Genomic DNA, 23,007 nt, shown 5'->3' on the forward strand with positions numbered 1-23,007 from the left:
CATTATATTTGTTCTTTGCGCATTAAAAAAATCCCACTAAAATTTAGCATCAGAACTTTGGTAATGAAAAGAATTCTTCACGTTGTAGGTAAAATGAATCGAGCCGGAGCAGAAACCATGATTATGAATATTTACAGAAATATTGATAAACAAAAAGTACAGTTTGATTTTCTTTATTTTACTCAGGAAAAAACTTCCTATGATGAAGAAATTATAAATTTAGGAGGACATATTTACAGACTGAATGGTTCAAATTTTATCTCAAATATTTTTCAATTAAGAAATCTGCTAAAAAGCGAGCCAAAAATCAAAGCCATTCATTGTCATACTGCACTCAGCAGTTCTGCTTACCTGTTTTCAGCATACATTTCGGGTGTGCGGCAAAGATTCATACATTCCCATAGTTCCAAAAGCAGGGATCAAAACAAATTCCTGTACACTATTTATGAGAAATCTGCAAAATGGCTGATCAATAAATACGCTACTGATTTTATCAGTTGTGGTAGACTTGCTTCAGAATATCTTTTCCCATATAAAGATGAATCGCAAATTTCTGTGATCAATAATGCAATTGATGTTGTAAAATTTGAGAGTAGTGCAAAGACTCATAAAAACTATCTGAGACAACAATATTCCCTTTCGGACAACTTTATTATTTTGCTTCAAATTGGAAGATTTTCATCCGTAAAAAATCATCAGTTTTCTGTACAGATTGCAAAACAATTATTGATCAACAGAGTATCTTTCAAAATATTTTTTGCAGGCATTGGTGAATTACAGAAAGAAGTTGAAGAAATGGTGAGATTGGAAGGGCTCGAAGATCATATTGTATTTTTAGGAGAACGTTCAGATATTGAAAATTTAATGGCTGGATCAGATATTATGCTGATGCCATCAATTCACGAAGGTTTTCCTATGGTTTTGGTAGAAGCACAGGCTTCAGGATTGCATTGTATTATTTCAGAAAATATATCGAAAGAAGTTGACCTCAATGTCGGTCTTTTGGAATTTAAAAAGCTGAATATTAATGATTGGGCAGTAAGTGTACAAAACTTTAAAAACTCAACAGAATTAAGCGACGGGGAACGTTTGGAAAGGATGATCAATCAAGGATTTGATATTAATCAATCTGCAGAAAAACTGCTGGAATTGTATGAGGCTTAAAATTATCAATCATTTCCTAATAAAGTTTTTCTGAAAGAGAAGACTAAGCTCACAAACAAAATTGCACAACTTATAAAAAAAGCAACCGAACTTCCCTCCAAGCCCATTAATCTTACAAAAAACACGCTCAAAATTACATAAGCCAATGCGGAAAATACTTCTGTAAAAATAAAGCCTTTCGTCATCACCTTCGAAATCATCAGATAAGAAAAAACCAACGACAGAACTTTAAAAAAATCTCCAGCCAGTTGCCAGAAAAACAAACTTTCCATGCTTGAAAAATCTTTGGTATACAGAATTTCTATGATGTAGAATCTTGTGAAATAAATGCCAGCACACATTGCCAGAAACAATGGAGCCAGAAATTTTAATCCTTCTAAAATTTCTTTTCTAATATCACTTTTACCATTTAAAGATGAAAGTTTTGGGAGAAAATAAGTTCCTAAAGTTATATTAATCATCAGAAGATAACCATCGGAAATTCTGATGAGTCCCTGCCAGATTCCCGCACTGTTGAGATCAATTTCTTTGGTGATAAAATTCCTGATGATAATCTGAGCCACAGGCATTGCTGAAGAACTCACCACCGCCATTACTGTAAAATGACTGAGGTTTTTTACAGTTTTAAAATCAGGTTTAAAAATTGATCTGCTGATGTTTTTGAAAATCCTTTTCCCGATCAAAAGTACCGCAACAAAAAACACCGCAAACTGCGTGATAACCAAAGCATACAAAGCACCTGAAATGTTGTAATAATAAATAAGCAAAATCGTCAGAAGCAGAGTGATTACACTACTGATTCCGTTGATGATGGTGAATTTTCTGATGTAACCCAAGCCGTTAAGAAACGCCAGCAGAATTGTGTTTAAAGAATAAAAAACAATACCTCCACCCAAAAGATAAATCACCGAAACATATTCCGTGCTGTGAAAAATACTTCTGCTCCAGTATTTTGCAAAAATTATCAGTCCTAAAAAAACTACCGCTGAACAGACCAGAGACACAAAAACTGAAGTATCATACAGAATTTTCGATTTCCTTCTGTCATTTTTAAATTCAGCGGTGTATTTTACAATTCCTGAAGTGACAGATCCGTTTGCCAGACTGAGTACAACTGCCATAAAATTGGTGAGTGAACCCACCAAAGCAACACCAGCCGGTCCGGAAAAAGAAGAAATGACTTTCGTTGCAACAAATCCTGCCGAAATTTTCACGAATGCCGTGATGCCCGAAAAAACTGTTGTACTCAGAAGTTTCATAGATAGATTCTATTGTTTTTAACGGTCATCCCGAATGGTCGGGACAGATTATAATATCGCCAGATCATCATTGGTATTTGCTGATTTTTTTTGCAGTGGCGATTTCATACTTATTTTCCGGATTTAAGATTAAAGAAAATTCCAAATGCTTTTAAAATAAGTTTCAGATCGTTTTTTAATGAGAGATTTCTGTAATATTCCAGATTCATTTTCACTTTATCCGGAAAAAGAACTTTATCATTGTATTCCAGAGGGTTTTTCTGCTGGGAAAGAATTCTGTCTTCGTTTTTATATTTAAATCCTGCTTCGCTGATTAGACCCGGTTTTAAATTTAAAACTTCACGGTCATCGCCTTCCAATGTATCGTAATATCCTTTGATATCTGGTCTTGGACCAATAAAAGACATTTCGCCTTTTAAAATATTAAACAATTGTGGAAGTTCATCCAGCTTGGTTCTCCGCATCCATTTTCCGAAAGAAGATTTCTGATGCGTGACAGAATGATACGTTTTAAATTTGTACACAGTAAACATATTCCCGAATCTCCCTACCCTTTCCTGAGTAAAAATCCCCGGAAAACCGGTATCTGCTGATGCCAGAATAAAAAGCACGAAAAAAAGCGGAAGAAAAACTACTGCGGCCACGAAAGAGATTCCGTAATCCATCACCGACTTCCAGACCGGATATTTTTTCACAAAGATGTTCTTATCGGGCAAAGATAACAAATTCTGTCATTGCGAGGAACTGCCTGTCCCGAGCCTTCGGGAAAGCAATCCGTTTAGACTATTTCGCTATTTCCAACAGATTGCTTCGCTTTGCTCGCAATGACTTTGACAGAAGCTTTGCATTCAGGTTTTTGCTCACTTAAAAAATTTTCAATACTTTAGCCTCATGAAAATAAACGCACAAAACTATTATTACTCATCTGAAAAGGTTTTCGGATAAGGATTTTGTGCTTCAGAAATAAGTAAAAACCCCGTCCGAAAGACGGGGTTTTTTGTTTTAAATAAATAAAATATGAAGATCAGCATTATAGGCGTAGGATTGATTGGAGGATCGATTGCTTTAAAATTAAAACAGAAAAACACCGCCGATTTCATTTACGGAATCGACAGCAATATAGATAATCTTGCAGATGCTTTACAGTTAAATATCATCAACGAAAAAGCAGATTTCAAAACAGGAATTGAGTCTGCAGACCTCATCATTATTGCTGTTCCCGTAGATTCAGCGGTGAAAATTCTGCCTCAGGTTTTAGATTTAATTTCAGACCATCAGACGGTGATGGATGTGGGTTCCACGAAATCAGGAATTGTAAAATCTGTGGAAAATCATCCTAAGAGATCGAGATTTGTGGCCTTTCACCCGATGTGGGGAACAGAAAATCACGGCCCGAAATCCGCAGTTGCCGCAAGTTTTTCAGGTAAAGCCGGTGTGATCTGTGACCGCGAAAAATCTGCAAAAGATGCACTGGAACTGGTAGAATCTGTTGTTCTGGATCTCGATATGCACATCATCCACATGTCTGCAGAAGATCACGATATTCATACGGCTTACATTTCTCATATTTCCCACATCACTTCCTACGCGCTGGCAAACACTGTTTTGGAAAAGGAAAAAGAGGAAGAAACTATTTTCCAGTTGGCAAGTTCAGGGTTCTCCAGCACCGTACGTCTGGCAAAATCCCATCCCGAAATGTGGCTTCCCATTTTTAAACAAAACAAAGAAAATGTTTTGGATGCTTTAAATGAACATATTTCTCAACTCAGAAAATTCAAATCTGCTCTGGAGAAAGATAATTTTGAATTTTTGGAAGAACTGATCACGAATGCCAATAAAATCAGAGGAATTTTAGACAAATAAGATACATAAAAGCGAAAGCTTCCACAGATGGGAGCTTTATATTGTCAACTAAATTATAATGAATTAAATTTTAAAATTTCATCATCAAACCCATTCCATTTCTGTTGTTCAGGGCATAAAAACTTGGCGTAAACTTTTTGGCATCTGCATTTTTATACTGATTGATGGCTGATTTCATTTGAGAATGACCTGTAAGTTTCAGTACAACACCCGCGCCTGCGCCTATTAAACCAATGATTAACGGCACCGGAGAACCTTTTGGCTCTTCGCCGTAAGCGTAGGTCTTGTTTGCCGAAGAAAGATTGGATATTCCACCAATGAAAAAAGCAGCTGCACCGCCAACTACCAAAGCAGTTCCTACGCTATTGATTGTTCTGCCGCTTTTGTACTGTGAATTGTTTTGCTGAAGAAGATATTGTTTGATTTCTTTTTTAGAACTCAGTTTTTGTACTTTATCACCATCTTTATTTTCCGGTAAACTGTAGGTATCTGCTTTTGCATTCAGAGAACCATCGATTTCCTTGATGCTTTTCACAGAATTGTCATACAGAAACTCCTGCTCATTATTATTTTTGTTAGTGTAAACCACCTTTCCATTTTCATACTTCAGATTTCTGTATTCAATGATTTCATCTGTTTTTGTGGTAATAATACCCTGACGCGAATTTTCGGGAATCGACACCTGTGAGTAAACCGATAATGACATTAAAAGTAGAGCTACAGAAATTATTTTTTTCATTTTTTAAAAGTTTTCCGCAAAAATATAGATTCCTTTTAATTATCCAAATTTTTATTCCTTTAAATGTGAATCGTTGCCATTTAATTCACGTTAAACCCTATTTCAAATCTGGTATCCATTTTCAAAGCAGTTTTCTATATAGTCAGATAAGCTTAATCAAAGTTTAACTTTATTAAAAAATATTTTAACTTTATTTAAATTAATATTATATTTGTGAAAATTAAGTCAATGAAACTTCCGATAATTTGTCCGAGTTGCGATCATACTCTGAATGTAAGCCAAATGAAATGTCCCGACTGTGGAACGAACGTAAACGGCGATTATGAGCTTCCCGTTTTTCTGAAACTCAGCAGGGACGAACAGGATTTTATAATGAATTTCTTTCTTTCCAGCGGAAGCATAAAAGAAATGGCAAAACAGGCCACTCTTTCATATCCCACAATGAGAAATAAGATGGACGACCTCATTCAAAAAATAGATCAATTAAAAAAATAAAAAATATGAACTGGAAAACTGTATTTAACCCATTTTTAAAGTTTGATGAAAAAAAACTTTTTATTACAGGCATTGTTTCCTCAATAATTATTTTTACAATCCTGTATTCGCTAAGATTCAGAACAGACAGCATATTTCATTATACTTATATTCAGTCGGTAGAGTCTTTAGGAGCTGTGATTCTTTCTACTATTGCAGTTTATGCGACTGCAATTGTTGTCTTCTTCATTTTCGGGAAAGCAATCAACAAAAAAACAAGAATAATCGATATTACCAACGCAGTTCTTATCTCACAAATCCCTGGTATTTTTGCGGCAGTTCCTAGTCAACTGAATTTTATACAGGATAGCGGAAAGCATTTTCTGGCAGGTTTGGAGTTAGGCTCGAAAATTGAACCTGTGGCCCTTATGACTGTTATCAGCTTCTCATTATATTCTCTCGCACTGTCAGCATACGGCATCACTCTTCTTTACAATGGTTTCAAAACTGCCACAAACCTGAAAGACTGGGTTTATATTGTAATTTTTGCCATTCTTCTGATTATCCTTGTTTTATTGGTGCAATTTTTAAACTAAAATAACGATGAAAATAAGATTTTTTTTTCTGCTCATTCATTTGGCCAGCATTTCACTATTGGCACAGCAGATCACCGGTTCGTGGAAGGGCGATTTGGAAGTTCAAGGAAACATACTTCCGTTAATAATTAATATTCAGAAGGACACAGACGGTTACAAATCCACTCTCGACAGCCCTTTACAGGGTGCGGAAGGAATTCCTCTGGAAAAAACTTTATTCGTCAACAATACATTGAGTTTTGAACAAACAGCAATGAATGCCAAATTCACAGGAACTCTGAAAGATTCTGAGATCACCGGTACTTTCAATCAAAACGGAATGACTTTACCTTTAAGATTAAAACCGTTCGACAAAACAAAAAATGAAGACAAAACACTTGAGATTCTGAAACTGTCCAATACCACTGAAAGTTTAAAAAAGATTAATGATTATATTTCATTTGTGGAGAAAAACAATGTTTTGGCGGGCGAAGTTTCGATCTTTAAAGAAGGGAAAGAAATCTACTCGAAGAATTTTGGTGAGAAAAACCTTCCCGATTTTAAAAACAGCAATCAGGTATTTCAGATTGGTTCCGTTTCCAAAACCATGACGGCGATTATAATTTTTAAACTGATAGAAAACAAACAGCTGAGTCTATCCGATCAACTTTCACAATTCTATCCACAAATTCCGGGTTCAGACAAGATTACTATTTCCCATCTTCTCAATCACAGTGCAGGATTAGGAGATTATGTACAGGGAAAAGACGATCCCAAATGGCTTGTAAAAAAGATCACAGATCAGCAGATTGTTGACAGAATTATTGATCAAGGCACGCTATTCGAACCGGGGAAAAATCAGCAGTATTCAAATTCCGGATATTACTTACTCACGAAGATTCTGGAAAAAGTTTCAAAAAAGTCCTACGCCGAAAATCTGAATGAATACATTATAAAACCTTTACAATTAAAGCAATTTTACACTGCAGGCAAAAAGCCGTCCAACGTTCATACATCATATTTTTATGACAAAAAATGGCTCCCGGTAACCGATTTTAATTTCAATAATATTGTGGGAGTCGGCGATATTGCGACGACTCCGTATAATTTAAATCTGATCATCAACGCAATTTTTGACCGCAAGATAGTTTCGGAAGAGTCGCTGAATTCGATTATGCCAGACACACAAAGATTCGGAAAGGGATTGGCAGTTGTTCCTTTTCACAGTAAAATTTTTGTAGGTCACAGTGGCGGAACTTACGGTACCAATTCTCTGATGATTTATAATGGCGAGGATGATATTTCTATCTCCTATTCCCTGAATGCAGACCGTATCGGCATTGCAGGTAATGAATTTGTGGTTGCCTTATTCAGTTTTCTGTACGGAGTTGACTATGAATTTCCGAAAATCAATAAATGAGTATTTTAAATAAAAAAGATGCGGATGTTCCACTTAAAACGTCCGCATCTTTTTACTAAAACGTCCGTATGTTTTGCGCAAAACATACGGACGTTTTTTTTTAGAACTCCAGTTAGTTGTATTTTAACATTCAGGAACATTCACGGCAATCGCCAATCCACCTTCAGAAGTTTCCTTAAAACGGTCATTCATCGACAACGCAGTTTCCCACATCGTCTGAATCACCTGATCTAAACTTACCTTGGCTTTTGTAGGATCACTTTCCAAAGCAATATTCGCTGCAGTGATGGCTTTTATGGCACCCATCGTATTTCTTTCGATACATGGAATCTGCACCAAACCTCTGATTGGGTCACAGGTTAAACCCAAATGATGCTCCATTGCAATTTCTGCTGCCATCAGGACCTGACCGACGCTTCCACCAAGAATTTCCGTTAAACCTGCCGCAGCCATCGCCGAAGAAACTCCAACTTCTGCCTGACAACCGCCCATTGCCGCAGAAATGGTCGCATTTTTCTTAAACAAAGTTCCGATTTCACCGGCTACCAGAATAAATCTTGCAATATCATCTTCAGTTTTAGCTTCTGTGAAAGCCTGCGAGTACATCAAAACTGCAGGAATTACGCCACTCGCTCCATTCGTGGGTGCAGTGATGATTCTGCCGAAACTTGCATTTTCCTCATTCACGGCAAGCGCAAAACAGGAAATCCATTTATTGATATTGGTGAAATTTTCTTCGGCGTCAACAACCTGCTGAAACCATTCGTCGATATTTCTGTACACCTTCTCGCCCAAAAGTTTGCGGTTGATTCCTGCTGCACGGCGCGTCACATTGAGACCTCCGGGAAGAATTCCTTCTTTGTTGACGCCTTTATAGACGCATTCTTTAATGTTTTTCCAGATATTTAAAGCTTCATCACGGGTTTCTTCCTGACTCCTCCAGCTTTCTTCATTGATTAAAATTAAATCTGAAATTTTATTAAATCCTAAATGCTCACAGTATTTCACAATATCCGAAGACTTGTGACAGGGATACAGCGTCCGAACACACTGCTTCTCAATAGAATTTTTCTCCTGACTCATGATGAAACCACCGCCTACGGAATAAAAATCCTGCATCAGTTCGGTGCCGTCTTCGAAAATAGCCCTGAAAATCATTCCGTTGGGATGATAATCGAGTGATTTAGACATATTTAAAACCAAATGATGTCCGTAAATGAAAGGAATTTCTTTTTCACCGCCCAGATTAATGATTTGAGATTCTTTGATTCTGTTGACTATCTCATCAATCTTCATGGTGTCTATGGTTTTAAAATCTTCTCCGTTTAAACCCAACATTCCGGCAATATCGGTTCCGTGGCCGATTCCTGTTTTGGCGAGTGATCCGAAAAATTCAAGAAAAACTTCTTTTACTTCAGCTACTGATCTTTCACGGTTTAAAATTCTGATAAACGCTGCAGCAGCATTCCAGGGACCCATTGTGTGCGAGCTGGAAGGTCCGATTCCCACTTTAATTATTTCAAATACAGATATTGACTCCATATATTTTTTTCAGTTTCATGAAAAGCAAATATACATTGAAAATATTTTAGATGGGAAGGAATTTGAGGTTAAGGTTGAGGCTTAGATTGAGATTAAGGCTAAGGTTAAGATAGAATCAAAAAAACAGCGGCCGGAAAAGACCACTGTTTAAGTTATATACCAAAAAAATTACCATTTTAAACTCTCACCATGCTGAGAACGGTCAAGACCCATTTCTTCTGATTCTTCTTTCACGCGGAGTGTAATCATCCGGTTTGTGATTTTATACAAAAGCAAAGACCCGAAAAATGTAAAGACCGAAACTAAAAGCAAAGCGATCATGTGATGGGCAAAAACGCCTATTCCACCATGCAGGAGACTTGCATTTTCGCCATGTGCAAAAATGGCGGTGAGAATCATTCCCATAATTCCGCCAACACCGTGGCAGGCAAAAACATCGAGCGTATCATCAATTCTCTTCAAAGCTTTCCAGTTGACCATTAAATTTGAAACGATTGCTGAAATAAAACCTATGAAAATACTTTCCTGAATAGAAACAAATCCACATCCCGGCGTAATGGCTACCAAACCAACCACTGCGCCGATACAAGCCCCCAAAGCGGAAACTGGCCGACAGTTTAAGCGGTCAAAAAAAATATACGTCATCATCGCTGAAGCTGATGCGATTGTAGTAGTTCCGAAAGCCACAGCCGCCGTTGCATTAGCCGATAGAGCCGAACCTGCATTAAAACCAAACCATCCAAACCACAACATTCCTGTTCCTAAGATCACATAAGGAATATTGGAAGGCTCATGATGAGGATTCTTACGGTTCCCCAAAACGATCGCTCCAGCAAGAGCAGCAAAACCGGCACTCATGTGAACGACTGTGCCGCCGGCAAAATCTTTAACTCCGAAGAATTTATTTAAAAGTCCCTCCGGATGCCAAACCATGTGACACAACGGAGTATAAATTAAAAGACTGAACAGAATCATAAAAAGCAGATAGGAAATAAACCGAACTCTTTCTGCAAACGAGCCGGTAATCAAAGCCGGAGTAATCACCGCAAATTTCATCTGAAACAGCGCAAAAAGAACAAAAGGAATCGTGGAAGCCATATCCTTGTGCGGATAAAGACTTACGTTGTTGAAAAACATATACGTAAAAGGATTTCCGATGATGCCATAATGTTCACCGTCTATCTCAAAACCGATGGAGTCACCAAATGACAGCGAAAAACCAACGACTATCCAAAGAATTGAAATTACACCCAGAGAAATAAAACTCTGCAGCATCGTGGAAATCACATTTTTTTTACCAACCATACCGCCGTAGAAAAAGGAAAGCCCGGGTGTCATTAAAAGTACCAGACCTGCAGCAGCGAGAATCCACGCGACGTCAGAACCTACCACTGCGGATTCACCTAAAAAATCTCCGGTATTGGGAGCTGTGAAATCAGGACGCCAGAAAAGTCCTCCGACTGCAACGAGTGAAATAATAATAAAGGAAACAATCCATTTTAAACCAACTTTCATACTAATTTTAATTTTACCCCTACAAAAATATAGATAATAAAATTAAAATTATATTATTTTTAAAGATAACCCCTAAAATTTTAGCGTAGGAACTTAAGTAAATATACTTTGCAAAAGCTGAGACACATCTTTATGCCGCGTTGCAGGAAAAAGATGCGTTCCGCCTTTGATAATATAATCTGGTTTTGAATTTTTAATTGGAAAAACGATATCTCTGTCACCTAAAATCTGAACAACATTGCTCTCGTGCTCAAATTTCCACTCTGTGATGCGCTGCATAGACCATTTAAGATAGTAGGGATCTGTAAATCTGAAATACTGTAGAACTTTCGGATTTTTAGGATCAAAGAACTTCCTGAAAACAGCATACGTTTCGAGAGTTTTCATATTAAAAAAACCTACAGGAAGATACTTCGGAATTCTGGTCAGCTGTCCTATTTTTATCAGCCTCGATTTTTCTTTATCTGATTTGATACTTCCAAGAATTACTGTTTTTACAGCCGACTTGAGTCTGTTGATTTCCTGTACCATAATTCCGCCGAAAGAATATCCCAGAAGATAAAACGGTTCGGTATCATCTACTTTTTCGGCCATCCGTTTTACATATTCACCAAAATCTTCATCCTGCTCAGGAACCAGCCAGTCAATAAAAACAACTTTATGCTGTGCAGGAAAAACCAGTTTCTCCAACACTTTATAATCTGCTCCGAGACCACTTACAACATAGATTTTCATACGTGGATTGTATTTACCGGCTAAAATAAAAAAAGGACGGCTTAATCTAAGCTGTCCTTTTTAATTTATAAGAATTTTAACCTTTTATCTTGGTCTTTCATTGTCTACTTTCACTGTGGAAAGCTTAAACTGAATTTCCATCTCATCCCTGATAAAATGATCTTTCAGAGAAGTCTGATAGAAAATTTTAAAATCTTTTCTGTTCAAAGCAAATTTTGAAGATTCAATTTCTACCGTAAACTGAGTAACGTGCGCATTTGCCGGGAAAGATATCGTTTTTCTGATTCCTTTAATCGTAATATCACCAACAATGGTAGAATTAAACTCTGCATTAGCAAGAGGAATAATTTTCTTCAAATGAAATTTCGCTGTCGGGAATTTTTTCACTTCAAAAAAGTTGGTTCCTTTAAGCTCATTTGTCAGTTTCACCTGATCCGGACCCGAAAGATCTGCCACTACGAGGCTTCTCATATCGATAACAAACTCACCGTCTACCAAAACTGTTTTATCGAAATTAAATTTTCCACTTTTCAGCTTCAGACTTCCAAAATGAGTTGTAGGTGCAGTTTTCACTACTTTGCTTCCCCACCATAAGATCTCAGAAGTGACAACTTTAGAAATTTTATCTCCTTTTTTCTGAGCAAAAACAAACGACATGCTGGCACACATCATAGCAAACAATAATAATCTTTTCATTCTTTTTTATTTACAATTCAACAAAAATAAAAAAAAGCACAGAACTTCTGCACTTTTCTCAATATTTTTTTAGATTAAATTACTTCGCACTTACTTTTACTGTCATATCAATTTCGTCATTGATAACAGAGTCTTTCATACCTGACTGATAAACGACATCAAATTTCTGTCTGTCGAAAGAAAATTTGTTTGATTCAATCGTAACTACACCATTTGCACTGGTAATTTTTGCAGGGAAAGAAATTGCGTTCGTTTTTCCTTTAACCGTAAGATTTCCGCCAACTACAGAAGGGTAAGCTGCGTCATTATTTTTCTTTACAGAAGTGATTTTAAAGCTTGCAGTTGGAAATTTTTCAACCTCAAAGAAGTCGCCGTTCTTTAAATGTCCGTTCAGTTTAGTCTGTCCTTCACCTGAAAGATCAGTTGCGTTGATGGATGTCATATCCAAAATGAAATTTCCTCCCACTACCTGATTTCCTTTCATCACGATGTCTCCTGATTTTACTTTAACTGTTCCGTCGTGCGAACTTGATTTAGATTTTACAACTTTATAACCCCACCAGTGAACATCTGAAGATACCACTTTTTTAGACTGTCCGAAAGCAAGACCGCTTGCCAAAACAGCAAGGAAGAATATTTTTTTCATGTTTAAATTTTAATAATTATTTTAATGCTGCAAATGTAAACAAGAGGTTTGACTTTCAGACTTACCATACGGTAAGTTATTGCAGATTTTTAATATGAATATTATCATAAAAAAACTCCGGCGCGATGCCGGAGTTTATATTTTAATCCTGATGATAAGCGGTGTAAAGCGCGACACCATTGATACTCGTACTGTTTGACTTTACGAGATAAATCGGGATATTCCTAAGCATGGCTTCCATTTTATCACTGATTTTAAATTTCTCGTAGAACTTGTCTTTATCAATATAGTTGCTGATCACCTGAGGAATATCTCCTGCGATTATTAAACCTCCGGTAGCTTTTAATTTTAATGTTAAACTGTTTGATTCTCTTGCCAAAAATTCAAGGAAAGTATCCAGAGCGATCTTGCAGATCATTATATCTTCTTCTGTTGCAGCTTTGTAAAGCACTTCAACGAAGTCGCCTTCATTTAACCTTTCGGAAAGTCCTTCCGGCTCCGGATGTCTTTTTACGTCTCTCAAAAATCTGTAGATATTGAACAGACCCGCTTTAGACAAAACGTTTTCCCAACTAACGATTCCGTAAAGATTATTTAAAAACTGATAAAACTCCACTTCAATTGTTGTACGCGGAGAGAATTCTGAGTGACCTCCTTCTGTTGCGAAAGGTCTTAAATACTTTCCGTCGAAGAAATAACCAGCCTCACCCAATCCGTTTCCAGGAGCGATAACGGCTACGTTTCCATTTTCTAGATGACCGCCTGAACGGATATCTTCAAGCTCAGAATCTTCTAAAAGACCAATGCCGTATGCAGCTGCTTCCTGATCATTAAGCATACACACTTCCTTAAATCCGAATTCGTTTTTAAATTCTTCCACATCAAGACTCCAGCCTAATCTTTCGGGATTACTTTTCCCGTTCAGTACAGGTCCCGGCACAGAGATTCCGAAACGGTCTATCTCTGTCAATGAATTTTCTGAAAAAAAATCCTGTACAATCGCATTGAGTGCAGGATAGTCTTTTGTAATGTATTTTTTCTGAATTTTAATATCCAGGCCTTCATGTCCCGAAACGTAGTAAGCAAGTACCGTTTCATCCTCACGAAGATTGGCTCCCAATATAGTCAAATTCTCATTTCTGGTATTTTTTACTCCCGGCAAATAGAGGGGAAATTTCGGATTTAAATTCATAATCACAAATTTTAGTAAATATAATAATTGTTTTGGTATTTCTAAAAGGATAAAAGAAAACCTTTTCAAAAATAAGAAAAGGCTTGTCTTTTAAATAGTTATTATCTGTAAATTAGTTTCCCAGTGGTATGTTGTAAGAAAATCCTGCTCCGATGCTTCCTACATTATAATCCTGTCCTGCAACATTTCCGTCGTTTCCGGTGAATACTTTCTGATATTGAAGGAAGAAATTCCAGTCTCTGTTGTGGTACCCGATTTCAGGTTTTAAATAGAAACCTCCGTCTGGCCTTACTGCCAAAGAATTGGTTGCAACATTATCATCACCTACCAAAAATCCGTAACCAAGGTCGGCTCCGAAGTAGAAACCAGTCTGTTTAGGATAAATTCTGATCAGTGCAGCCACTGGTACTACTCCAACATCGTTATTATTGTATCCGTTATTTTCTTTTCCGAAATAATGTGTATATCCAGTTGCGATACCCAGACCAAATCCAGGTGTAATTAAATTCTGGTAAGCAACATCTACTCCAACAGCCATAGAAGTATTGTCCTGTGGAACAGCAACACCTACAGTAGCTCCCACTTTAATCATGTTATTCATTGCCTTATCCTGTGCAGATACCAATCCGGCAGTCAGTACAGTTGCAGCGATCAGTGTTTGTTTCAACGTTTTCATAATAATGAATTTTTAAATTTTACTGGTGGTAAACTGTAAAAACTGTGCCAAAGAGAATTTTTGAATGTGAGAAGGTCTGTTTAAGGCTGAAAAACCGATGAATATCAATTGTTTAAAAAATTAAAATTTCTTTGCTATCTCCTGATGAAATGTTGAATCTAAAATATTAAAATAAAAACTTTAACCTTCCCTAACACATTGATGGTACAAATTTTTCTGCTTAAATACAGTCTCTTTTAAATCCTGAAATACTTATGAGTGATTTAAATTTCATAAATAATAAACATCTTCTGTGGCGGGCAGGCTTCGGCATCGGAATTTCTCAGGTTGCCGAAATACGGAAACTAAGACGTAAAGATTTACTCAAGGAGCTTTTCACTGAAGATTATTCTGAGACTATTGAATACACCACAGCAGATATTGAGCCCGTGGATTACGAAGCTTCAAAAGCAACCGCCGAAATGAGACATCAGATTCAGAAGGTTAATCAGAAGCAAAATCAGGAACTCAATTTGAATTTTCTTCAAAAAATGGTCAGTTCAAAGGCGCAGCTGCAGGAGAAAATGGCGTTTTTCTGGCATGGGCATTTCGCAACGAGAATCAACAATCCAAAATTTAATAAACATCAGCTGAACATTATCAGAAAAAATGCATTGGGTAATTTTAAAGATCTGCTTTTTGAAGTGAGCAAATCTCCGGCAATGCTGAACTTTCTGAACAATCAGCAAAACAAAAAAGGCCATCCCAACGAAAATTTCGCCCGCGAAGTCATGGAACTTTTCACGATGGGAATTGGAAATTACACCGAAACCGACATCCGTGAGGCCGCACGAGCATTTACCGGCTGGGGTTACGATAAACCTGGAAATTTTGTGGAAAGACCAAAACAGCATGACGACGGTACAAAAACTTTCCTCGGGAAAACGGGAAATTTTACCGGAGACGACGTTTTAAATATTATTTTAGAACAGAAAGCCTCAGCCAGATTTATCACCACCAAAATCTATAAATTTTTTGTGAATGAAAAAGCAGATCAGGATATCATTACCGGTCTGAGCGAAAATTTTTATCAGTCCGGGTACGATATTAAAAAGCTGATGACTGAGATTTTCAGCAGCGACTGGTTTTATGACCAAAAAAATATCGGCAACAGAATAAAATCTCCCACCGAACTGATGGTTGGAATGATGAGAATACTTCCGATGACCATTCAGAATCCTGAAAATCTTGTGGTTTATCAAAAACTTTTGGGGCAAACGCTTTTATCACCACCAAATGTTTCAGGCTGGCCAAGCGGAAAATCATGGATTGACAGTTCTACCCTGATGCTGAGACTGCAGATCCCACAAATATGGTCCGGACTGAGGCCATTGGACTTGTCACCCAAAGAAGATGACGATGTAGAAATGGGTATGAAATCACGGGAAGCCTTAAAGAAATCCTTCAAAACCCCCAATATCACCATTGATTGGGAAAAAGTTGAAAAAGTTTTCAGTAAAAAAGACTGTGAAGATTTTTTACTTTCAAAACCGGATCGGATGAATATGAATGCTGTACAGAATTTTTCAGACAAAAGCATTAAAATAAATATCATCAACCTCATGTCAACTCCGGAATATCAATTAATGTAGGGTGTTGGATGATGGATATTAGATGTTGGATGACGGATGAAAGAAAAAATCTCCACCTCAACCTTAACCTTAGCCTTAGCCTTAGCCTTAACCTAAATAAAAAAGTCATGATCATAAAAAGAAGAGAGTTTTTAAAGATAAGTTCATTGGCAGCCGCTTCGCTGCTGATGCCGAGTTTTCTGAAATCGATGACTCTGGATCATGCTTTGAATCCGGGTCAGAAAATACTCATCGTACTTCAGTTTACAGGCGGAAATGATGGTTTAAATACGGTAATTCCTACAAGAAACGATATCTATTTTAAAGAAAGAGGTGACATTTCCATTAAAGATTCCCTGGCTTTAAATGAGGAAACTGGAATCAATCCGGCGCTTTCTTATTTCAAAGAACTTCATGACAACGGTGAACTTTCAGTGTTAAACAATGTCGGTTATCCAGATCCCAACAAATCGCATTTCAGAAGCATGGACATCTGGCATTCTGCAAGTAAAAGCGATGAATTTCTGGAAACCGGCTGGCTCGGCAGATTTCTGGATGAGGAATGTTACAGTTGCGATCACCCCACTCAGGCTCTGGAAGTGGATCACATGCTTAGTTTAGCCCTGAAAGGCGACAACAACAAGGCTTTTGCCTTCAAAGATCCAAAAAGATTATACCAGACGAGTCAGGAAAAATATTTTAAATCACTGTACGACGACCATCATCACGATGATGAAACAGTTTCGTATTTATACCAGACTTTGGGCTCGACCATCAACAATGCAGAATATATTTTTGAGAAAAGTAAAGCTAAAAAGACTGACCAGACCTACCCCAATTCTCAGCTGGGAAAAGACTTCCGAACGGTAGCTTCTTTGATTAAATCTGACATCAATACTCAGGTGTATTACCTGTCAATAGGCAGTTTCGATACGCATGTGAATCAAAATGAAAGACAGCAGAAACTTTTCGGTGAAATTAACGAAGCCGTAAAATCTTTCGTTGCCGATATGAAAGCCAACGGAAAATTCAATGATATTTTACTGATAACTTTTTCAGAATTTGGACGCAGAGTTTCCCAGAATGCAAGTAAAGGCACCGATCACGGAACTGCAAATCAGATGTTTTTTATCAGCGGAGGATTAAAAAAGAAAGGAATTTTAAATCCGCTACCCGACCTTCAGAATCTGAACGAAGGCGATTTAATTTACACAGAAGATTTCAGAAAAGTTTACGCGACTGTTTTAAAAAACTGGCTGCAGGCAGATTCCTCAAAAGTTCTGGGCTGGAAAAATGGTGTTTATGACTTTATTTAAAATGAAAAAAGACTGCGAAATGCAGTCTCTTAATTTTTAACTGTGCCCAATCGGCTCCGGTGTTTGCGGTCTTGGCTTAGAAGCAGTTTTCTGATCTATTTTCTCCGACACTTTTTTAATGATAAATTCTATTACAATCGGTACCACAAGGGCAAGAGCGGCTTTTAAGATTCTTGATTTCATATTGTTTGATTTTCTTTAGCATTACAATTTCTTTGCCACTATTCTTCTTACCGATGCAAATTTCATGAATGCTGTTTACAATTTTCAATAGCTTATCTTTGCAGCAAATATCTATCTATGTCATTCGAATCTCTGGGATTATCACACAACATCATTAAATCTGTAAACAAACTGGGTTACCTGAAGCCGTTTCCAATTCAGGAGCAGGCTGTACCGGTCATTTTGCAGGGAAAAGATTTAATGGGAATTGCCCAGACCGGTTCAGGAAAAACCGCATGTTTTGTAATGCCTGTATTGGAAAAATTACAGAATGAAGACGTAAAAAAAGACAGAAATATTCAGGTTTTAATATTGGTTCCGACGCGTGAACTCGCCATTCAGATTGATGAAGTGTTCAGGGCATTTACAGAAAATCTGAAGCGTGAAGTCCGCACCATGGCGGTTTACGGCGGTGTTTCCATCAATCCGCAAATGAAAGGAATGTTTGGAGTGGAAGTTCTTATCGCAACGCCGGGACGTTTGCTGGATTTAATTGATCACAATGCACTGAGCATTTCCAGTATTAAACATTTAATCATCGACGAGGCCGATAAAATGTTTCAGCTTGGCTTTGGTGAGGAGATGAATAAACTTTTCGCCTTGATGCCTGTTGCAAAACAAACCACTTTGTTTTCAGCGACTTTAAATGATAAAGTTGAAGAAATGAAGAAGCGGTTATCTGCCAATCCGGTATTGATAGAAATTAAAAAAGAGGAAGTTGAAATTGAAAACATCGAGCAGCTCGCTTATCATGTTGCTCCCGAAAACAAAGGTCCATTCCTCCGTTACTTGATTAAAGAGAAAAAGGTTGAGAAAGCTCTGATTTTCGTTTCTTCCACAAGATCTGCCGACAATCTGGTTGAGAAACTGAAGAAAAATAAAATAAAAGCCGTTGCTATCCACAGTCAGAAATCTCAGGGTGCCAGACGGAATAATCTTGAGGAATTTAAAGTGAACGGAGCTCAGATTCTTGTGGCCACAGACCTAATCGGACGTGGAATTCACATCGAATCACTTCCCTGCGTCATCAATTACGAATTGCCAAGATCACCTCTGGATTACATTCACCGCATCGGAAGAACAGGTCGTGCCGGTGAAAAAGGAACAGCCATTAACATTCTTACAGATGATGAACTGCAGCATTTCAGAGTGATTCAGAAAAAAATGGGCAAAAAAGTAACGTTACAGAGAACAGAAGGCATCGACCTGCACGGATATTAAAAAACTATTCTGCTGTTTCATCCGGATTCGAATGGTAGTTTTTATAAGCTTTGCTGATGCTTTTGGAAATTCTCTGTTTTAATTTTCGGGGTGCCAGCACGGTCAGAAACTCCCCCATTCCCAGAATCATTCTTTCCAGCTCAAAATTCAGCTGCACACAGATTTTAAAAGTTGTCCCGTTTTCGTCTTCACTCACAATCTCCTGAGAATGATGAAACGGTTTGGTTTTCACGTAGGGTGCATGCTCGGAAGTGACCACAAAAATAACGTTCTGACCCCGCTGATTAGGAGAAACTGTTGCTCCGATAATTTCAGAAAAATACTGATCTGCATCAAGATCAATGTCGTGGTACGCAATTTTGTCTTCAACTATAATTTCTTCCATCCTGTCGAGCGCGAGATTCATCAGTTTCTGTTTGTGCCAGCACACCAAAAACCAACGGTTGTTATATTCCTTCAGCAGCTGTGGGTGAACAACATAATAATTGGATTCTCTGGCCCTGAAACTTTTATAACAGATTTTTAAAACCTTTTTATTTAAAATACTTTCATACAGAATGTCGATGTGCTCCAAACCCTTCAGATTTTCATTTTTATCTAAATGAATAATCGATTTCTGACTGGTAGAATGAATAGAATCTTCAAGTTTCTGAATCACGCCATTCATCTCCTTAAACATAGAAAAATCCTTAAACTGCTTTAAAATCTGCACCGCATTATTCATCGCCTTGAGATCATTTTCATTCACAGAAATCTCACGAATACTGTAATCAGGATCGCTGTATCGGTAATATCTCCTTTCATAAACCTCAATCGGCGCTTCATACCCGAACTTTTCACTCCGCATATTCTGCAGATCGAGCTGCACCGTCCGCTTACTCACAAAAGATTCTTTCCCTTCAAACTCAAACAGAGCTTCAGAACATTCGTCCATGAGATCTTCCAGCGTATATTTTTTATACTTATTCTTCAGACATTTATCTAAAGTTTTGTAACGGATAAGAGCGTTTTTATTGGATGACATGGTGTGAGGTTAAGGTTAAGGTTAAGGTTGAGGTTGAGGTTGAAAATAGATTTGAATTAAAGCTGAAGTTAAAATTACAATTAAGTTTAAAATTTAGATTAAAATAAAAGGCGTGACAATTCCCCTCCACTGGAAATCGAGGAACGAGATTCGCCGAATCATTTTAAAAATAAAAAATATTGAGGCACTGGTGGCGAAAAATCTCCGATTTTTTGACGGGGTGGTTATACTCGAATCATTCTACAAAATTATTTCCACACCATCCACTATTCCCACTCTTCCCCTGTAATCGTCGTGAAAAAAACATCCGTAGGATACGTTTCACCTTCATACACAAAGCTTTTCAAAAATGGATGTATTTCAACTTCATAATATTTCGAGCCATCCGGATAAATTCTGAACCTAATCTTCAAAACTTCTCCGTCAATCTCTTCAATAACATCAAGATTAAAAATTGTAATCACAGGAATAATTTCCTCACCCGTCACTGCGTTTTCCAGTCCGAAACCGTTAATCCATAATGACATTCTGAATTCATTTAAATCTGTAATAAGTTTAAAGTTCCCATTACAAACCATTTTTTTCTTTCTGTACTGCATTATTGGTTTTTTAGTTGACTCTGTGAAAAGATGCTAAATTTAAATCTACTTTCTTTTTTGTTATTCGCTCCTTTTGGCTTATGGTCTGTGAAAAGATGCTAAATTTAAATCTACTTTCTCTCCAACGCCTTCCCCTCAAAAGAAATCCCATCCCAGCCGTACTCAATAAAGTTTCTGATGTTCTGATGATCCGTTCCTTCAGGATTTTTTAAAACATCTTCCCTGTAAAAAGCGCCAAAAAGAGCAAGCGTATCTTCCTTCGGCAAATCATTTAGCTTTGCAAAACTGAACACTTTACACGATCCATTATTCTGCCCCGCCTCATTCACCGTATTTCCATTGGTGAATTTTGTCGGCGTAAAATCATAATGCTCATCAATAAAAGCAATCACATCATTAAACTGAATCTCCTCCGCCGATTTTTCTAACTGTTCGAATAACATATTTTTTATTTTTTAATATTATAATTAGTGAAACTTACAAAGTTATTTTTGTCACATTAGAATCCTGAAGTTAAATACTGTGAAAATATTTTAGATCACATCAGAAAAAAAATCAAAGATTTTTTTAAAACTTACATGGTGTTATATCCGTATAGTAGAAAATTAACAATTTCACCAAAAATTTAATAGTATTTCCCACCCATGTCATCCTGAGCCTGTCGAAGGAAGGGCTTGGCAAAGAAAAATTCTTTCAAATTTCATTACTGAACTTCTTGACATTCTTCGAAGCAAAGACACTTTTCAAATCTTTTTTGCTCTTATGACAAATTCTAATTACACCTTATAAAACACACCGCAAAACTTTTGTGACTTTTATGGTAAAAAATTATCAAAAAAAATCTTTGATTTTTAAAAACTCATGTGCTCTAAAAATATGCTCAATCATTTAAACTAAAAAACTCATGTGACTTATGTGTTAAAACTTTTGTGTTTAAAACATTTCAAAAATAATGAAAATAATTTCATCTACGCAAAAACATTGCGCAATTACCGAATTACTTTGCACTATCAAATAACAAACACATGAACACATTCAACACCATCAACGGAAACCACTTAATCGAATTAGGTTTCAGACCATCAAAATGGTTCAACGAAGCCATCCAGCATATTAATGAAAACCAACTTGGTGAAGAAGAGATGAAAATATATCTTGAACAGTTCAGAGCTCCGGATCCGATTCCTCTGCACGCTGAGCCGAAAGATTTTACCATCAACATCCGTCCTGAACATGAAAATGAAACCGACAATGTAGAAAAAGTCATCAACACGATGAAAGTGCTGATGAAAACGCCTACCCTAATCAGCGGAGCCATTATGCCCGATGCCTGCCCGACTGGTCCTGAAGGACATATTCCTGTTGGCGGAGTGGTCGTAGCAAAAAATGCCATTCATCCCGGATTTCACTCTGCAGATATCTGCTGTTCGGTGATGCTGACCGACTTCGGAAAGGCTGATCCCAAAGAAGTTTTGGATGCTGCCCATTCGATTACTCATTTCGGATACGGCGGTAGACCGAGAGGCGAACAGATGCCCGTGCCTAAGGAACTGATGGATGCTTTCAGAGAAAACTTCTTCTTAAATGACGAAAGACTCATCAGCATTGCCCGTTCGCACATGGGAACTCAGGGCGACGGAAACCATTTCCTTTTTGTAGGAACTTCCAAAAACACCGGAAACACAATGATGGTCACCCATCACGGTTCAAGAGCTCCGGGCGCCGCGCTGTACGATAAAGGGATGAAAGTGGCCAACCGTTTCAGAATGGAAATCTCCCCTGAAACCCTGAAAGAAAACGCATGGATTCCCTACGAAACCGAAGAAGGACAGTCCTATTGGGAAGCGTTGCAGCTGATCAGAGCATGGACAAAAGAAAATCACGAAGCCATTCATAATGCCGTGTTGGAGAAACTGAATACCGAAAAACAAAACAGATACTGGAACGAACATAACTTTGTATTCAGAGACGGAGATTTATTTTACCACGCAAAAGGAGCAACGCCTTTGGACGATAAATTTATGCCCGACATCACAGGACCAAGACTGATCCCGCTGAATATGGCAGAGCCTGTTTTAATCGTTCAGGGAAAAACCAATGAGAGAAACTTAGGTTTTGCACCCCACGGCGCCGGACGAAATTTCAGCAGAACCCAGCATAAAAAATCACTGGCCCACAAAACCATTGAAGAAGTTTTCGCTGAAGAAACCGCAGGTTTAGACATCCGTTTCTTCACGAACGACATCGACATCTCCGAGCTGCCAACCGCCTACAAAAGTGCCAAAAACGTAAGAGCCCAAATTGAAGAATACGGTCTGTGCGAAGTGCTGGATGAAGTGATGCCATATGGATGTATTATGGCTGGTGATGTGCAGAAGAATGCGCCGTGGAAGAGGAAGAAGAAGTTTAGAAAATAATTAGGAGATTACGGGGTGCCGTAATCTTTTTTCTTTTATTTTAAATATTTTTGAAATTCTAAAAATTAATGGGTCAAAATATCATTTTTAGACAAATAATAT

The 23,007-nt window shown here is 37.5% G+C and carries 23 protein-coding genes; 9 read left to right on the top strand and 14 right to left on the bottom strand.

The window, feature by feature from the left end:
* Positions 1-63: 63 nt before the first annotated feature.
* Positions 64-1,164, top strand: a complete 1,101-nt coding sequence (locus tag IC610_RS07285; protein WP_191735900.1) for a glycosyltransferase — start codon at positions 64-66, stop codon at positions 1,162-1,164.
* 5 nt (positions 1,165-1,169) lie between these two features.
* On the opposite strand, the gene IC610_RS07290 is transcribed toward IC610_RS07285, so the two are convergent.
* Together IC610_RS07290 and IC610_RS07295 are read right to left on the bottom strand one after the other, a co-directional pair.
* Complete coding sequence (locus IC610_RS07290) at positions 1,170-2,423, bottom strand: O-antigen translocase (RefSeq protein WP_191735902.1); 1,254 nt, start codon at positions 2,421-2,423, stop codon at positions 1,170-1,172.
* Positions 2,424-2,533: 110 nt separating this feature from the next.
* A complete protein-coding gene (locus IC610_RS07295; RefSeq protein ID WP_191736236.1) occupies positions 2,534-3,088 on the bottom strand; it encodes a sugar transferase in 555 nt (184 codons plus the stop codon).
* Positions 3,089-3,440: 352 nt separating this feature from the next.
* Between IC610_RS07295 and IC610_RS07300 the strand changes: the two genes are divergently transcribed.
* Positions 3,441-4,286: a prephenate dehydrogenase gene (locus IC610_RS07300; protein WP_191735904.1), complete on the top strand. Its 846-nt coding sequence runs from the start codon at positions 3,441-3,443 to the stop codon at positions 4,284-4,286.
* A gap of 70 nt (positions 4,287-4,356) precedes the next feature.
* Here IC610_RS07300 and IC610_RS07305 read toward each other — a convergent pair whose 3' ends face one another.
* A complete protein-coding gene (locus IC610_RS07305; protein ID WP_191735906.1) occupies positions 4,357-5,025 on the bottom strand; it encodes a hypothetical protein in 669 nt (222 codons plus the stop codon).
* A gap of 228 nt (positions 5,026-5,253) precedes the next feature.
* Here IC610_RS07305 and IC610_RS07310 point away from each other — a divergent pair, with 228 nt between their 5' ends.
* The 3 genes from IC610_RS07310 to IC610_RS07320 are packed head-to-tail and all read left to right on the top strand — an operon-like array spanning position 5,254 to position 7,494.
* A complete protein-coding gene (locus IC610_RS07310) occupies positions 5,254-5,520 on the top strand; it encodes a DUF2089 family protein (protein WP_191735908.1) in 267 nt (88 codons plus the stop codon).
* Positions 5,521-5,525: 5 nt separating this feature from the next.
* The gene (locus IC610_RS07315; protein WP_191735910.1) at positions 5,526-6,095 is read left to right on the top strand and encodes a YIP1 family protein; all 570 of its coding nucleotides are present in this window, start codon (positions 5,526-5,528) and stop codon (positions 6,093-6,095) included.
* 7 nt (positions 6,096-6,102) lie between these two features.
* Positions 6,103-7,494 (top strand): serine hydrolase domain-containing protein, encoded by a 1,392-nt coding sequence (locus IC610_RS07320; protein WP_191735912.1) that lies wholly within the window; start codon positions 6,103-6,105, stop codon positions 7,492-7,494.
* A 123-nt stretch (positions 7,495-7,617) separates the two neighbouring features.
* On the opposite strand, the gene IC610_RS07325 is transcribed toward IC610_RS07320, so the two are convergent.
* From IC610_RS07325 to IC610_RS07355, 7 genes are all read right to left on the bottom strand, one after another.
* Positions 7,618-9,036 (bottom strand): L-serine ammonia-lyase, encoded by a 1,419-nt coding sequence (locus tag IC610_RS07325; RefSeq protein ID WP_191735913.1) that lies wholly within the window; start codon positions 9,034-9,036, stop codon positions 7,618-7,620.
* Between the two features lie 168 nt (positions 9,037-9,204).
* A complete protein-coding gene (locus tag IC610_RS07330) occupies positions 9,205-10,551 on the bottom strand; it encodes an ammonium transporter (protein ID WP_191735914.1) in 1,347 nt (448 codons plus the stop codon).
* A gap of 93 nt (positions 10,552-10,644) precedes the next feature.
* On the bottom strand, positions 10,645-11,286 hold the full coding sequence (locus tag IC610_RS07335; RefSeq protein ID WP_191735916.1) for an alpha/beta hydrolase: 642 nt from the start codon (positions 11,284-11,286) through the stop codon (positions 10,645-10,647).
* An 84-nt stretch (positions 11,287-11,370) separates the two neighbouring features.
* Positions 11,371-11,982, bottom strand: a complete 612-nt coding sequence (locus IC610_RS07340) for a YceI family protein (RefSeq protein ID WP_056081784.1) — start codon at positions 11,980-11,982, stop codon at positions 11,371-11,373.
* A 79-nt stretch (positions 11,983-12,061) separates the two neighbouring features.
* Positions 12,062-12,628 carry a YceI family protein gene (locus tag IC610_RS07345; RefSeq protein ID WP_191735918.1) on the bottom strand — a complete coding sequence of 189 codons (567 nt, stop codon included), beginning with the start codon at positions 12,626-12,628 and terminating at the stop codon, positions 12,062-12,064.
* 142 nt (positions 12,629-12,770) lie between these two features.
* Positions 12,771-13,820, bottom strand: a complete 1,050-nt coding sequence (locus IC610_RS07350; protein WP_191735920.1) for a glucokinase — start codon at positions 13,818-13,820, stop codon at positions 12,771-12,773.
* A 112-nt stretch (positions 13,821-13,932) separates the two neighbouring features.
* The gene (locus IC610_RS07355; RefSeq protein WP_191735922.1) at positions 13,933-14,496 is read right to left on the bottom strand and encodes a hypothetical protein; all 564 of its coding nucleotides are present in this window, start codon (positions 14,494-14,496) and stop codon (positions 13,933-13,935) included.
* Positions 14,497-14,750: 254 nt separating this feature from the next.
* On the opposite strand from IC610_RS07355, the gene IC610_RS07360 reads away from it, so the two are divergent.
* Together IC610_RS07360 and IC610_RS07365 are read left to right on the top strand one after the other, a co-directional pair.
* Positions 14,751-16,127 (top strand): DUF1800 domain-containing protein, encoded by a 1,377-nt coding sequence (locus tag IC610_RS07360; RefSeq protein ID WP_191735924.1) that lies wholly within the window; start codon positions 14,751-14,753, stop codon positions 16,125-16,127.
* A gap of 107 nt (positions 16,128-16,234) precedes the next feature.
* Positions 16,235-17,422, top strand: coding sequence for a DUF1501 domain-containing protein (locus IC610_RS07365; protein WP_191735926.1), 1,188 nt, complete (start codon positions 16,235-16,237; stop codon positions 17,420-17,422).
* Positions 17,423-17,458: 36 nt separating this feature from the next.
* On the opposite strand, the gene IC610_RS07370 is transcribed toward IC610_RS07365, so the two are convergent.
* Entirely contained in the window at positions 17,459-17,605 is a 147-nt protein-coding gene (locus tag IC610_RS07370) for a hypothetical protein (RefSeq protein WP_185113732.1), read from the bottom strand.
* A gap of 117 nt (positions 17,606-17,722) precedes the next feature.
* On the opposite strand from IC610_RS07370, the gene IC610_RS07375 reads away from it, so the two are divergent.
* Complete coding sequence (locus IC610_RS07375) at positions 17,723-18,865, top strand: DEAD/DEAH box helicase (RefSeq protein WP_191735928.1); 1,143 nt, start codon at positions 17,723-17,725, stop codon at positions 18,863-18,865.
* Between the two features lie 4 nt (positions 18,866-18,869).
* On the opposite strand, the gene IC610_RS07380 is transcribed toward IC610_RS07375, so the two are convergent.
* The 3 genes from IC610_RS07380 to IC610_RS07390 all read right to left on the bottom strand — a co-directional run bounded on the left by IC610_RS07380 (position 18,870) and on the right by IC610_RS07390 (position 20,931).
* Positions 18,870-19,889, bottom strand: a complete 1,020-nt coding sequence (locus IC610_RS07380; protein ID WP_191735931.1) for a helix-turn-helix transcriptional regulator — start codon at positions 19,887-19,889, stop codon at positions 18,870-18,872.
* A gap of 266 nt (positions 19,890-20,155) precedes the next feature.
* Complete coding sequence (locus IC610_RS07385; protein WP_191735933.1) at positions 20,156-20,488, bottom strand: hypothetical protein; 333 nt, start codon at positions 20,486-20,488, stop codon at positions 20,156-20,158.
* A gap of 110 nt (positions 20,489-20,598) precedes the next feature.
* Positions 20,599-20,931: a HopJ type III effector protein gene (locus IC610_RS07390; protein WP_191735935.1), complete on the bottom strand. Its 333-nt coding sequence runs from the start codon at positions 20,929-20,931 to the stop codon at positions 20,599-20,601.
* Between the two features lie 582 nt (positions 20,932-21,513).
* Here IC610_RS07390 and IC610_RS07395 point away from each other — a divergent pair.
* Positions 21,514-22,905 carry an RtcB family protein gene (locus IC610_RS07395; RefSeq protein WP_191735937.1) on the top strand — a complete coding sequence of 464 codons (1,392 nt, stop codon included), beginning with the start codon at positions 21,514-21,516 and terminating at the stop codon, positions 22,903-22,905.
* Positions 22,906-23,007 lie beyond the last annotated feature (102 nt).

Source organism: Chryseobacterium caseinilyticum, assembly GCF_014837145.1.
Lineage (GTDB): Bacteria > Bacteroidota > Bacteroidia > Flavobacteriales > Weeksellaceae > Chryseobacterium > Chryseobacterium caseinilyticum.

Coding starts and splice junctions, on each gene's coding strand:
- IC610_RS07325 (WP_191735913.1), bottom strand. CDS start 9,036: ATGGAGTCAATATCTGTATTTGAAATAATTAAAGTGGGAATCGGACCT.
- IC610_RS07290 (WP_191735902.1), bottom strand. CDS start 2,423: ATGAAACTTCTGAGTACAACAGTTTTTTCGGGCATCACGGCATTCGTG.
- IC610_RS07350 (WP_191735920.1), bottom strand. CDS start 13,820: ATGAATTTAAATCCGAAATTTCCCCTCTATTTGCCGGGAGTAAAAAAT.
- IC610_RS07395 (WP_191735937.1), top strand. CDS start 21,514: ATGAACACATTCAACACCATCAACGGAAACCACTTAATCGAATTAGGT.
- IC610_RS07330 (WP_191735914.1), bottom strand. CDS start 10,551: ATGAAAGTTGGTTTAAAATGGATTGTTTCCTTTATTATTATTTCACTC.
- IC610_RS07320 (WP_191735912.1), top strand. CDS start 6,103: ATGAAAATAAGATTTTTTTTTCTGCTCATTCATTTGGCCAGCATTTCA.
- IC610_RS07380 (WP_191735931.1), bottom strand. CDS start 19,889: ATGTCATCCAATAAAAACGCTCTTATCCGTTACAAAACTTTAGATAAA.
- IC610_RS07315 (WP_191735910.1), top strand. CDS start 5,526: ATGAACTGGAAAACTGTATTTAACCCATTTTTAAAGTTTGATGAAAAA.
- IC610_RS07305 (WP_191735906.1), bottom strand. CDS start 5,025: ATGAAAAAAATAATTTCTGTAGCTCTACTTTTAATGTCATTATCGGTT.
- IC610_RS07285 (WP_191735900.1), top strand. CDS start 64: ATGAAAAGAATTCTTCACGTTGTAGGTAAAATGAATCGAGCCGGAGCA.
- IC610_RS07375 (WP_191735928.1), top strand. CDS start 17,723: ATGTCATTCGAATCTCTGGGATTATCACACAACATCATTAAATCTGTA.
- IC610_RS07340 (WP_056081784.1), bottom strand. CDS start 11,982: ATGAAAAGATTATTATTGTTTGCTATGATGTGTGCCAGCATGTCGTTT.
- IC610_RS07300 (WP_191735904.1), top strand. CDS start 3,441: ATGAAGATCAGCATTATAGGCGTAGGATTGATTGGAGGATCGATTGCT.
- IC610_RS07365 (WP_191735926.1), top strand. CDS start 16,235: ATGATCATAAAAAGAAGAGAGTTTTTAAAGATAAGTTCATTGGCAGCC.
- IC610_RS07360 (WP_191735924.1), top strand. CDS start 14,751: ATGAGTGATTTAAATTTCATAAATAATAAACATCTTCTGTGGCGGGCA.
- IC610_RS07295 (WP_191736236.1), bottom strand. CDS start 3,088: ATGGATTACGGAATCTCTTTCGTGGCCGCAGTAGTTTTTCTTCCGCTT.
- IC610_RS07345 (WP_191735918.1), bottom strand. CDS start 12,628: ATGAAAAAAATATTCTTCCTTGCTGTTTTGGCAAGCGGTCTTGCTTTC.
- IC610_RS07390 (WP_191735935.1), bottom strand. CDS start 20,931: ATGTTATTCGAACAGTTAGAAAAATCGGCGGAGGAGATTCAGTTTAAT.
- IC610_RS07355 (WP_191735922.1), bottom strand. CDS start 14,496: ATGAAAACGTTGAAACAAACACTGATCGCTGCAACTGTACTGACTGCC.
- IC610_RS07310 (WP_191735908.1), top strand. CDS start 5,254: ATGAAACTTCCGATAATTTGTCCGAGTTGCGATCATACTCTGAATGTA.
- IC610_RS07385 (WP_191735933.1), bottom strand. CDS start 20,488: ATGCAGTACAGAAAGAAAAAAATGGTTTGTAATGGGAACTTTAAACTT.
- IC610_RS07335 (WP_191735916.1), bottom strand. CDS start 11,286: ATGAAAATCTATGTTGTAAGTGGTCTCGGAGCAGATTATAAAGTGTTG.
- IC610_RS07370 (WP_185113732.1), bottom strand. CDS start 17,605: ATGAAATCAAGAATCTTAAAAGCCGCTCTTGCCCTTGTGGTACCGATT.